This is a genomic window from Empedobacter sp. R132-2 (assembly GCF_030324375.1).
GTDB lineage: Bacteria > Bacteroidota > Bacteroidia > Flavobacteriales > Weeksellaceae > Empedobacter > Empedobacter falsenii_B.
The window spans coordinates 52,318-64,923 of sequence record NZ_JACAGG010000007.1; the positions used below are offsets into that span (position 1 = coordinate 52,318).

Genomic DNA, 12,606 nt, shown 5'->3' on the forward strand with positions numbered 1-12,606 from the left:
CGTACATGAATTCATTCAACATAAATAACATCATTCGTCCTAACGTAAAAACGCTGAAAGCTTATTCATCAGCTCGTGACGAATTTCAAGAAATAAATAACGATTTCGTTTTCTTGGATGCGAACGAAAATCCTTTCAATAATGGATTGAATCGTTATCCTGATCCTTTACAACGTAATGTAAAATCGATTTTAAGTGAAATCAAAAACTTTCCTGCAAATCAGATTCTATTAGGAAATGGAAGTGACGAAGTGTTAGATTTAATTTTCCGAGCATTTTGCGAACCGAATCAAGATAATGTTATTGCGATTTCACCTTCCTATGGAATGTATGGTGTTTTAGCGAATTTAAATGCTATTGAATACCGAAAATCGTTATTAAACAAAGAAGATTTTCAACCAAACATCGAAGATATTTTCTCAAAAGTAGATGAAAATACAAAAATGATTTTTTTATGCTCTCCTAATAATCCAACAGGAGAAATCATCAAAAGAGAAACTATTTTAGAAATTGTGAATCGTTTCAATGGCTTAATAATTATCGACGAAGCTTATATCGATTTCGCCACAGAACAGTCTTGGATAGAAGAAATCAAAAATTATCCAAACGTAATTGTTACCCAAACTTTGTCGAAAGCGGTTGGTTTAGCAGGAATTCGTTTAGGAATTTTGTATGCTTCACAAGAAATTGTGGATGTTTTAAATAAAATAAAACCACCTTATAACATCAATCAATTAACACAATTAAAAGCGATTGAAATTTTAAGCGATTACGATAAAGTGATAGCTATTACAAATACGATTATTCAACAAAAAGAAGTTCTAGAAAATGCTTTAACTGATATCTCATTTGTAGAAAAAATCTATCCAAGCGATTCGAATTTCATTTTGATTAAAGTTGATAATGCAAACGAACGTTACAATCAATTGGTCGAAAAAGGAATTGTAATTCGTAACAGAAACAACGACGATTTATGCGAAAATTGTTTACGTATTACAGTTGGAACGGAAGTTGAAAATCAGAAATTAATACAAACACTTAAAATAATATAATTTGTCATTTCGAATGAAACGACAGTGAAATGAGAAATCTCTGAGATTCCTCCTAACATCGGAATGACATCAAAAACAACTAAAATGAAAAAAATACTATTCATAGATCGTGATGGAACAATGATTTTAGAGCCAGCTGACTACCAAGTTGACAGCTTTTCCAAATTAGAATTCTATCCAGAAGCCTTTACTTATTTAGGTAAAATTGCAAAAGAATTGGACTACGAATTAGTTATGGTGACCAACCAAGATGGTTTAGGAACGCCTTCTAATCCTGAGGAATTATTTTGGCCAATACAAAATTTCGTAGTGAAAGCATTCGAAAATGAAGGCGTGAAATTCGAGGATATTTACATTGATAAAACTTTTGCTCATGAAAATGCGCCAACGCGTAAACCTGGAACGGCTTTATTAACAGAGTATATCAATAACCCTGAATATGATTTAACAAATTCGTTTGTAATCGGTGATCGAATAACGGATGTTAAATTAGCTCAAAATCTTGGTGGAAAAGGAATTTTTATCGCGAATGATGAAGCTTTAGGCGCAGACGAAATCAATGATAACAAAGGATTAAATGATGCGATTGCTTTAAAAACAACTTCATGGAAAGAGATTTACGAGTTCTTAAAACTTCAAAATCGCACTGCTTCAATTGTTCGTAATACGAATGAAACAAAGATTAAAATTGATTTAAATCTTGACGGAACAGGAAAATCGGATATTTCGACAGGAATTCACTTTTTCGATCATATGTTAGATCAAATCGCTCGTCATGGACAAATGGATTTAGTGATAAAAGTGGATGGAGATCTAGAAGTGGACGAACACCACACGATTGAAGATACAGCAATTGCTTTAGGTGAAGTTTTTGCGCAAGCATTAGGAAATAAATTAGGTATCGAACGTTACGGATTTACTTTACCGATGGACGATTGCTTAGCACAAGCAGCAATTGATTTTGGCGGAAGAAACTGGTTAGTTTGGGAAGCTGATTTTAAACGCGAAATGATTGGTCAAATGCCAACTGAGATGTTTTATCACTTTTTCAAATCATTTACAGACGGAGCAAAAGCAAACTTAAATATCAAAGCGGAAGGAACAAACGAGCACCACAAAATCGAAGCTATTTTCAAAGCGTTTGCAAAAACCATTAAAGTAGCTGTAAAACGCGATCCTGAAAAAATGATTTTACCCTCAACAAAAGGACTTTTATAATTGACGAATGAAGATTTAAGATTAATATCAATCGTAAATCAAAAGTCGTAAATCAAAGAATATGGTAGCAATAGTAAAATACAATGCAGGAAATGTAAAATCGGTATATAATGCAGTAACTCGTTTGGGGTTCGAAGCTATAATTACAGACGATTTTGAAACTTTGCAAAATGCTGACAAAGTAATTTTTCCAGGAGTTGGAGAAGCAAGTTCCGCAATGACTTATTTAAAAGTAAAAGGATTAGATAAAGTCATTAAAAACTTAAAACAACCAACCTTAGGCATTTGCTTGGGACAACAATTAATGTGCGCTTATTCGGAAGAAGGAAATACCGATTGTTTAGGAATTTTCCCTATTCAAGTCAAGTTATTTCCATCAACCGAAATCGTTCCTCACATGGGCTGGAATACGATTTATGACTTAAAAACACCTTTGTTTAACGAAGTAGAAGAGAACTCCGACTTTTATTATGTACATAGTTTTTATTGCGAAAATTCAGAATATACGATCGCGAAAACAGACTATATTTTAGAATATTCAGCAGCTTTACATAAAGATAATTTTTACGCAACTCAATTTCACCCAGAGAAATCTGCAAGAATAGGAGAACAAATACTAAAAAACTTTCTAAGTTTATAGTAATTATAAATTCACACACATGAAAAAAATAGTTTTTACTATACTTAGTGCTTTTGCAATTTCGCAGGTTTCTGCTCAAGAAAAAGTGTACTTCACTTCTACTCCTTCTTTAAGTCCTGATGCTAAAACGGTTTATTTTAGTTACGATGGCGACATCTGGTCAACCGATATAAATGGCGGGAATGCTGCAAGAATAACAGCTTTAGAAGGAGAAGAAATCAATCCTCGTGTTTCACCAGACGGAAAATGGCTGGCATTCAGCTCTAATCAATATGGAAATTACGATATTTATATAATGCCTATAAATGGTGGACAAATTAAGCAATTGACTTTTCATCAAGCCAAAGATGAAGTCGAGAGTTGGAGTTGGGACAGTAAATCGATCTATTTTACATCAAATCAAAATAATGGATTTGGAAGTTTTAAAATTGATTTAGATGGAAAAACACCAGAAGCGCTTTTTACAAATTATTTTAATACAACAAATGGTTTAGTAGAAACTCCTCAAGGCGAATATATTTTCACTAACTCGTCTGAAAGTGCAAGTCAAGTTACACGAAAAAGATACAAAGGCGAAAATAATCCAGATTTATTAGGATATAATCCAACCACAAAAAGTTATAAACAATATACCGATTATAACGGAAAAGATTTTAATCCTACGGTTGATAAAAACGGAATTATTTATTTTATTTCGGACGAAAATAATGGCGAATACAACTTATATCAATTAGCAAATGGTAAAAAAGAAGCGTTAACAAAATTTGAAACTTCGATTAAAAAACCTTTTGTTTCAGCTGATGGTTCAAAAGTTGTTTTCGAAAAAGATTATCAATTATTTGTTTACGATGTAAAAACTAAAACGTCGAAACCTCTTACAATTAATGTTAATTCGAATAAATCTTTAGAAAAAGAGCAAAATTTTGAAGTTGATAATAACATCGATTATTTTGACATTTCTCCTGATGGAAAGAAAATGGCCTTTGTAAGCAGAGGAATTATTTTTGTTTCGGATAATGAAGGAAAGTTTGTCAATCAAATTTCTGATGGAAAAGAGCGTGTTTTAGAAGTAAAATGGTTAAAAGACAACAAAAATTTAATCTTCAACCAAACGTATAAAGGTTACCAAAATTGGTTTAAAATTTCGGCTGACGGAAAAGGAAAAGTTGAACAATTAACTTCTGATTTAAGAAATAATCGAGACATTACATTCAACAACGATTTATCACAAGCTGTTTATTTAAGCGGACGCGATGAAGTAAGATTATTAGATTTGAAATCACTTAAATCATCAACAATTGTTAAAGATGAAATTTGGGCTTTCCAAAATTCGAAACCATCTTTTTCTCCAAATGATGAATATGTGTTATTCTCTGCAAAACGTAATTTCGAGTTAGATATTTTTATTCACAACATCAAGAAAAATACAACGGTTAATTTAACAAATACTGGTGTTTCAGAAGCTGACCCTACTTGGTCACCAGACGGAAAATACATTTATTTTTCAAGCGACAGAAAAAATCCTTCCTATCCTTTGGGAATGCAAGAATCGAGTATTTATCGTGCTTCTTTAGATTGGTTTGATCAAGCTTATAAATCAGAAAAATTTGATAATTTATTTGTAGAAGAAAAAAAGGTTGAGAAGAAAGAGAAAAAAGAAGAAAAGAACGATTTTAAAGCATTAACTATTAATCCAGAAGGATTCTTAGAAAGAATTGAATTGGTAACAGACCGTTTTGGATATCAGACAAATCCTTTTGTTTTTGCGGATGATAAAAAGCAATTTTTATTCTATAATACTAACCAAGAAAATGGTAAATTTCAGTTATACAGAAAAACGACCGCTGATTTTGAAGAAGATAAAACAGACAAAATATTCAACAAAGGCGCTGATTTTATCTTGAAAAATGAGAAAAATCTTTACGCTTTAATCGATAATTCTGTTTACAAATTTGGTATTAATTCTACAAATCCTGAAAAAGTTAGTATTAAATATAATTTCAATAAAAACTTGGCTTCAGAATTCAATCAAATGTACGAAGAAGCTTGGGCTGGAGTAGAAGAAAATTTCTATGATGAGAATTTTCACGGAATTGATTGGAAAGCAAAAAAAGAACAATACGCAACGTTTTTACCTTATGTAAACAATCGAAATGATTTAAGAATTTTGCTAAATGATATGCTAGGTGAATTAAATTCTTCGCATTTAGGTTTTTCATCTTTCGGAAAAGAAGAAAGTAGAAGATTGAATTATTTCACCAACGAAACAGGAATTATTTTCAAAAAAGATCAACCTTTTGCAGTTGAAAAAATCTTACGAAAATCTCCTGCTTTCCTTAAAAATGTTGATGTTCAAGAAGGTGATATTTTAGTAAGTGTGAATGGACAAAAAATCGATCCAAACCAAAATCGTGAAACTTATTTTACAACGCCTAAAAAATTAGAAGAATTAACTCTTGAATTTGACCGAAAAGGAAAAACAATTTCTACGAAGATTCATCCAATTTCAAATAACGAATTGAAATCACTTTTATATGATGAATGGATTTATGAAAATCGTCAGCGTGTAAAAAAATTAAGCAACGATAGAATTGCTTATTCGTACATGAAAAATATGTCTACTTCTGAATTGGATGTGTTTTTATTGGACATGGTAGAGCAAGAGAATAGAAAAGATGGTGTCATTTTAGATTTACGTTTCAATACAGGTGGAAATGTACATGATAAAGTTTTGAACTTTTTATCGCAAAGACCTTATTTGAAATGGAAATATCGTGAAGGACAATTAACTGTTCAACCAAATTTTGCTCCTTCAGGAAAACCAATTGTTTTATTAATTAACGAATACTCATTGAGCGATGCAGAAATGACAGCTGCAGGATTCAAAGCCTTGAAATTAGGAAAAATCATCGGGCAAGAAACGTATCGTTGGATCATTTTCACTTCTGGAAAAGGATTAGTTGATGGCTCATTTTATCGTTTACCAAGTTGGGGAACTTATACTTTGGACGGACAAAATTTAGAAAAAACTGGAGTTAAACCTGACATTTATATTAAAAATACGTTCTTAGATCGATTAGAAAATAAAGACCCACAATTGGAACGTGCAATCCAAGAGGTCATGAAAGAATTAAAATAATTTACGAAGGTTAATTTACGAATTACGATTGTTTCTTAATCGTAATTCCAAAATAGTAAATCTAACATAACAGTTATGAGAATCATCCCAGCTATAGATATTATCGACGGAAAATGCGTTCGATTGTCACAAGGCGATTATGATACAAAAAAAATATACAACGAAAATCCGTTGGAAGTTGCAAAAGAATTCGAGGATTACGGTATCGAATATTTGCACTTGGTAGATTTAGATGGAGCTAAATCAAAAGAAATCATTAATTATAAAACGTTAGAATTAATTGCTTCTAAAACCAATTTAAAAGTTGATTTTGGAGGTGGAATTAAGGCAGATCAAGATATTAGAATTGCTTTTGAATGTGGCGCAAACCAAATTACTGGAGGAAGTATTGCGGTTCAAAATCCAACATTATTTCAAGAATGGATTTCACAGTATGGAAGCGATAAAATCATTTTAGGCGCGGATGCTAAAGATCGAAAAATAGCAACACATGGTTGGTTAGAAACGTCAGAATTAGATGTGATAGATTTTATTCAAGAATATAAAACCAAAGGTATTGATTATGTGATTTGTACAGACATCGCGAAAGACGGAATGTTAGAAGGAGCTTCAAACGAATTATATGCAGAAATTTTAGCTACTTCGGAGGTCAAATTAATTGCTTCTGGTGGCGTTTCTTCAATCGATGATCTAATCAAAATAAAAGAATTAGGTTGTGAAGGAGCAATTCTTGGAAAAGCGATTTACGAAGGGAGAATTCAGTTGAAAGACTTAAAACAATTGTACTAATATGCTGAAGAAAAGAATCATACCATGTCTCGACATCAAAGATGGACGAACGGTAAAAGGTGTTAATTTCGTGGGCTTACGCGATGCGGGAGATCCAGTGGAATTAGCAAAAAAATATGTAGAAGAAGGTGCTGATGAATTAGTCTTTTTGGATATCACAGCGACTTTAGAAAAACGTAAAACCTTAGCTGAAATGGTTGAAAAAATTGCTTCAGCGATTAATATTCCGTTTACAGTTGGTGGCGGAATTAATTCTGTGGAAGATGCTTCGGCGGTCATCAAAGCTGGTGCAGATAAAGTTTCCGTTAATTCTTCGGCTGTCAAAAATCCTCAATTAATTGCAGATTTAGCAGCTCGATTTGGATCGCAATGTGTAGTCGTTGCAGTAGATACTCGCGATGTAAATGGAACACAAAAAGTTTTCGTAAGCGGTGGAAAAATTGAAACCGAATGGGAAACGTTAGATTGGGTCAAAAAAGTAGAAGAATTAGGCGCTGGCGAGATTCTGTTAACGTCTATGGATGGCGATGGAACAAAAGCTGGTTTCAAAATTGATATTACAAAAGCGGTTGCTGATGCTGTAAATCTTCCAGTAATTGCTTCTGGTGGAGCAGGAAAAATGGAGCATTTTACAGAAGTTTTTACCCAAACAAATGCAAGTGGTGGATTGGCTGCAAGTATTTTTCACTTTGGTGAAATTCCAATTCCAACACTTAAAAGTTATTTAAAAGAACAAAATATTCCGATACGATGAACATCGATTTCAATAAAAGTAACGACGGATTAGTTCCCGTTATTATTCAAAATTATCTTAACAACAAGGTTCTGATGTTAGGTTACATGAACGAAGAAGCTTTTAACAAAACCCAAGAAATTAGAAAAGTGACCTTTTATTCTCGTTCAAAAAATAGATTATGGACAAAAGGTGAAGAATCAGGCAACTTTTTGGAAGTAAAATCTATCGCAGTTGATTGCGACAACGATACAGTTTTAATCAAAGCAAAACCTTTTGGACCAACTTGTCATACGGGTTCTACGACTTGTTTTAAAGAAGAAACAAATCATGGATTTGTATATGAATTGGAACAAACCATTAACGATAGAATTGATTTAGACAATGATCCAGATTCGTATACCAATAAATTATTCAAAAGAGGAATCAATAAAGTTGCACAAAAAGTAGGTGAAGAAGCAGTTGAATTGGTGATTGAATCCAAAGACAACAACGATGATTTATTTATTAATGAAGCGGCGGATTTGTTGTATCACTATTTAATTTTATTGAAAGCCAAAGGTTTCAAATTGGAAGATGTTGAAAACGTTTTGAAATCGAGAGAAAATGGTCCAAGACGAGCTGAATAAAGTAGTTTAGAAATATAAAAGATTGCAGATTAGCAATCTTTTTTGTTTTCAAAAAACTGATGTTTAGCAGAATTAGCCAAATTTATTTGATTTAATTAGAATTAATATAAATAAAAATAATACTTTTGAAATCAAATTAAAATTAGTCTAAATAATTATTACAATATATTCTATTCATATGAAAAAATTATTCATTTCTGCTGCTATCCTTGTCGCTTCATTTATTCAAGCTCAGACGAACACGTTGATGGACGCTGGTTTTTGGAAAAATAATCCAACAATAGAAACTGTAAAAACTGAAATTTCGAAAGGAAATAGTCCTTCTTTTCAAAATGGAGGCTTCTTTGATCCTGTTGTGATAGCGATTAATAACAAAGCAGATTTTAATGTGACTAAATTTTTAATTGAACAAGAAGGAAATTCTGTTGATAAAAAAACGCATCACTCAAGAATTTATCTTCAATGGGCTGCTGCTGCGGGGAATTTAGAATTAGTAAATTATTTATTAGCCAAAGGTTCTGATGTTCATTACAAAGATAGCCATGGTTACGATGTGATTACATATGCAGCAAGTGCTGGAAATCAGAATATCGCAGTATACGATGCGTTGATTAAAGCTGGTGCCAATCCAAAAGTTAAAGGAGAAGATGGTTCAAACTTAATCATGCAAGCGATTGCGAATGATGATGATTTAAAAGTTACAGAATATTTTATTTCAAAAGGTTTATCATTAAGTGATAAAGACGCTAATGGACGTACTGTAGCAGATTATGCTGCAAAATTAGGAAACTTATCAATCATAGATAAATTAATCGCGAAAGGAATTAAACCTACTGATCAAGCTTTATTTTTTGCCACACAAGGTTCGAGAACAAAAGAAAATGGCGTAGAAGTTTTCCAAGAATTAATTACAAAATATAAATTAAATCCGAAAGCGTTAAATCCAGACGGACAAACATTATTACACGCTTTATCTCGCAAAGGAAACTCAGAAACAATCAACTTTATCTTATCAAAAGGTGTTGATGCTAAAATTGCTGATAAAGAAGGAAACACTGCATTAATGGTTGCTGCTGGAGGAAAAAATACAGATTTAATCAATACATTTTTATCAAAAGCAAACAATGTAAATGCGGTTAATAAAAATGGTGAGTCAGCTTTAACAAAAGCTGTTGCTTCTGGAACATCTCAAATCGTTTCTTTATTGTTAGAAAAAGGCGCTAAAGCTGATATTGTAGATAAAGATGGAAATAATTTGGCTTATTATTGGTTCAATTCTTTCAAACCAAATGATGAATCATTCGCAGAAAAACAAGCTTTATTAACAAATGCAAAAGTTGATTTTAAAGCTACTCAAAGTAAAGGTGCAACTTTGTTACACATTGCTGTTGATAAAGGAAATGTAAATTTGGTGAAAAAAGCGATTGAATTAGGTGTGAATCTTAATACACAAGATGAAGACGGAAATACAGCTTTACACAAAGCAGCTTTGATTGCGAAAGATGATGCAACCTTAAAAACTTTGGTTGCTGCTGGAGCGAAAAAAGATATTAAAACAGAATTTGACGAAACAGCTTATGATTTGGCTGGAGAAAACGAATTCTTAAAGAAAAATAATGTGTCTATTGACTTTTTAAAATAATGAAGGAGATGAAATTTAACTTAATCAAAAAATTAGTTGGATTAGTTGTAATCTTAATGGCAACTGCCACTTTTGCACAAACAACAAAATACAAAACAATGATTCAGATGAATAATTACACGGGAAAAGAAGCCTATGTAGTGATTTCATTAATCAATCCAAAAGGACAATACGAAAAAACTTTAGGTGTTTTGGGAACAGATAACGAGTGGTATAACACGTTAAAAGAATGGCACAAATTCAATAGTAAAAAGAAAGAAAAATTAAACGGAATCACAAGTGCTTCAGTTGCTGGAGGAGCGAGAGCGACACGTGTCATCGAGTTTGATACTGCAAAATTGAATAAAGGATACAAATTACGTTTTGAATCTGCTGTAGAAACTCAAAAATACGTCGCAAAAGATGCTGAAGTTGCATTAAATTCTTCGGATTTAGACAACAAAGCAGGTATCAAAGGTTCAGTTTATATTAAAGCCGTACGTTTTATAAAAGTTCAATAAAATGACATTATCTATTTGGAGATATGCGCATTTGAGTCTTGCAATTTTATCTTCAGCATTTTTAGTTATTCTATCTATCACAGGAGTAATTTTGGCTGTTGATGCAATAAACGAAAAATCGCCCGCATACAAAGTAGAAAATTTCGATAACATAACACTCGCGCAAGTTTTACCAACTTTGCGCGAGCATTATTTTGAAATAATAGAAGTAAAAGTTGATCACAATGATTTTGTGACAATTGATGCGATGGACGAAGATGGAAATTCGATCAAATCTTACATTGATCCTACAACAGGAAAAAAGATTGGTGAGATTGTTCCAAAAAGTGATTTCATCAATTGGGTCACAGCCTTGCACCGTTCATTATTTCTAAAAGAAACAGGACGAGCAATTGTTGGTGTCGTATCTTTTTTATTGATGTTAATTTCAATAAGTGGATTAATCTTAATCGTAAAACGTCAACAAGGAATTCTAAATTTCTTTATAAAAGTTAACAAAGACTCCTTTTCACAATATTTTCATGTTGTAACTGGACGTTGGTTATTAATTCCAGTTTTAATCATTGCATTAACAGGAACATTGATTTTCTTAGCGCGATTAGAACCTTTAGTTGGTCAACCAAAAGAAATTGAGCATCAAGTCAAAGAAAATTTACAACCAAAAGATTTAAAAGACATTGAATTCTTCAAAAACACAAAATTAAGTAGTGTTGAAAAGATTGAATTTCCTTTTATTCCAGATGATGAAGCAGAACCATTTATCGTTCATTTAAGAAAAAAATCGGTTTCGGTTAATCAAGTAAATGGAGCGATTATTTCAGAATCGTTGAATCCTTATTCAGCAATTGTAGAAAAATTCAATATCGATTTACATACAGGTCGCACCAATGTTATTTGGGCAGCGATTTTAGGAATTGCTTCGCTTAACATTTTATTCTTTATTTGGTCAGGATTTGTAATTACGTTCAAACGTACAAAAACGAAAATTGGCAAAAATAAATATAAAGCCAACGAAGCTGAAATTATCCTTTTAGTTGGTTCAGAAAATGGTGCAACTGTTGGATTTGCTTCAAAAATTCAAGAGCAATTTTTAGCAAACGGAAAAAAATCATTCATTGCTCAGATGAATCAATATGAAATTTATCCAAAAGCAAAACAACTCATCATTTTTACCTCAACTTATGGAATTGGTGATGCGCCTGCGAATGCTAAGAAATTTGAACAATTAATCACACAATTTCCACAAAACCAATCCATCGAATTTTCTGTTGTAGGATTTGGATCAAGAGCATATTCAGATTATTGTGGCTATGCAGTTAAAGTTGACAAATGGTTGAATGATCAAAAATGGGCTACTCAATTATTGGATTTGAAAACAGTAAATGATAAATCGCCGGAAGAATTCACAAATTGGGTCATTGCATACAAAGAAACGACAGATATTCCGTTAGCAACAACGCCTGCGATGTATGTTGGAAAAGCACCAGAACTGAAAAATGTTAAGGTTATTTCTACCACTAAAATCACACAAGAAGATGCTACATTTAAAGTTATTTTAGATGTAAAAGAGAAATTCAAATCTGGAGATTTATTAGCAATTTATCCCGAAAGTGATCACAAAGAACGCTTATATTCGGTTGGAAAAGTAGATAATAAATTACAGTTAATTGTAAAATTGCATGAGTTTGGATTAGGTTCTCAATATTTATATAATTTGGTTCAAAATTCTACGATTAAAGCTCGAATTGTAAAAAATAAAGCCTTTAGATTTCCAAAAGCTTCAAAAGTTGTGATGATTGCAAACGGAACAGGAATTGCACCTTTTCTTGGGATGATTGATGAGAATTCAAAAAATATTGAAACGCATTTATACTGTGGTTTCAGACATGATAATGAAACAACAAAATCTTATCAAGAATTTGCTACGAAACAAATTTTTACGAATCATTTGAGTCAATTTCACATTGCATTTTCTCGTGAAGAAAATAAACAGTATGTGATGGATTTAGTCAATCGTGATGCTAAATTCTTTGCTGAAACATTACAAAATGGTGGAATTCTTATGATTTGTGGTGCTCTCACAATGCAACATGATGTAGAGAAAGTTTTGGAACAAATCTGTCAAGAACATTTGAATAAATCATTCGAAGAATTCAAAACAAATGGGCAATTTTTGACGGATTGTTACTAGAAAAATAATTTTGATGCAATCCTAAAACAAGTTCAGAATAACCTAATACCTGTCATACCGAGCTTGTCGAGGT

The 12,606-nt window shown here is 32.1% G+C and carries 10 protein-coding genes; all 10 read left to right on the forward strand.

Features of this window, described 5'->3' with window-relative positions; all coding sequences use genetic code 11:
- The first annotated feature begins 5 nt into the window (after positions 1-5).
- The 10 genes from hisC to HXZ69_RS05690 all read left to right on the forward strand — a co-directional run bounded on the left by hisC (position 6) and on the right by HXZ69_RS05690 (position 12,533).
- On the forward strand, positions 6-1,052 hold the full coding sequence (hisC, locus tag HXZ69_RS05645; protein ID WP_219033862.1) for a histidinol-phosphate transaminase: 1,047 nt from the start codon (positions 6-8) through the stop codon (positions 1,050-1,052).
- 84 nt (positions 1,053-1,136) lie between these two features.
- Positions 1,137-2,270, forward strand: coding sequence for a bifunctional histidinol-phosphatase/imidazoleglycerol-phosphate dehydratase HisB (gene hisB, locus HXZ69_RS05650; RefSeq protein WP_286495321.1), 1,134 nt, complete (start codon positions 1,137-1,139; stop codon positions 2,268-2,270).
- A gap of 61 nt (positions 2,271-2,331) precedes the next feature.
- Positions 2,332-2,910 carry an imidazole glycerol phosphate synthase subunit HisH gene (hisH, locus tag HXZ69_RS05655; RefSeq protein WP_286495322.1) on the forward strand — a complete coding sequence of 193 codons (579 nt, stop codon included), beginning with the start codon at positions 2,332-2,334 and terminating at the stop codon, positions 2,908-2,910.
- A gap of 19 nt (positions 2,911-2,929) precedes the next feature.
- Entirely contained in the window at positions 2,930-6,049 is a 3,120-nt protein-coding gene (locus HXZ69_RS05660; RefSeq protein WP_286495324.1) for a S41 family peptidase, read from the forward strand.
- Between the two features lie 75 nt (positions 6,050-6,124).
- Entirely contained in the window at positions 6,125-6,838 is a 714-nt protein-coding gene (gene hisA, locus HXZ69_RS05665) for a 1-(5-phosphoribosyl)-5-[(5-phosphoribosylamino)methylideneamino]imidazole-4-carboxamide isomerase (RefSeq protein ID WP_219033864.1), read from the forward strand.
- Position 6,839: 1 nt separating this feature from the next.
- Complete coding sequence (gene hisF / locus HXZ69_RS05670; RefSeq protein WP_219033865.1) at positions 6,840-7,592, forward strand: imidazole glycerol phosphate synthase subunit HisF; 753 nt, start codon at positions 6,840-6,842, stop codon at positions 7,590-7,592.
- On the forward strand, positions 7,589-8,200 hold the full coding sequence (gene hisIE / locus HXZ69_RS05675) for a bifunctional phosphoribosyl-AMP cyclohydrolase/phosphoribosyl-ATP diphosphatase HisIE (RefSeq protein ID WP_219033866.1): 612 nt from the start codon (positions 7,589-7,591) through the stop codon (positions 8,198-8,200). Before hisF ends, hisIE begins: the two co-directional genes overlap by 4 nt.
- Positions 8,201-8,378: 178 nt before the next feature.
- Positions 8,379-9,842 carry an ankyrin repeat domain-containing protein gene (locus HXZ69_RS05680; protein WP_286495326.1) on the forward strand — a complete coding sequence of 488 codons (1,464 nt, stop codon included), beginning with the start codon at positions 8,379-8,381 and terminating at the stop codon, positions 9,840-9,842.
- Positions 9,843-9,850: 8 nt separating this feature from the next.
- Positions 9,851-10,342, forward strand: coding sequence for a DUF2271 domain-containing protein (locus HXZ69_RS05685; RefSeq protein ID WP_286495327.1), 492 nt, complete (start codon positions 9,851-9,853; stop codon positions 10,340-10,342).
- A gap of 1 nt (position 10,343) precedes the next feature.
- Positions 10,344-12,533 carry a PepSY domain-containing protein gene (locus HXZ69_RS05690; RefSeq protein WP_286495328.1) on the forward strand — a complete coding sequence of 730 codons (2,190 nt, stop codon included), beginning with the start codon at positions 10,344-10,346 and terminating at the stop codon, positions 12,531-12,533.
- Positions 12,534-12,606: the final 73 nt, after the last annotated feature.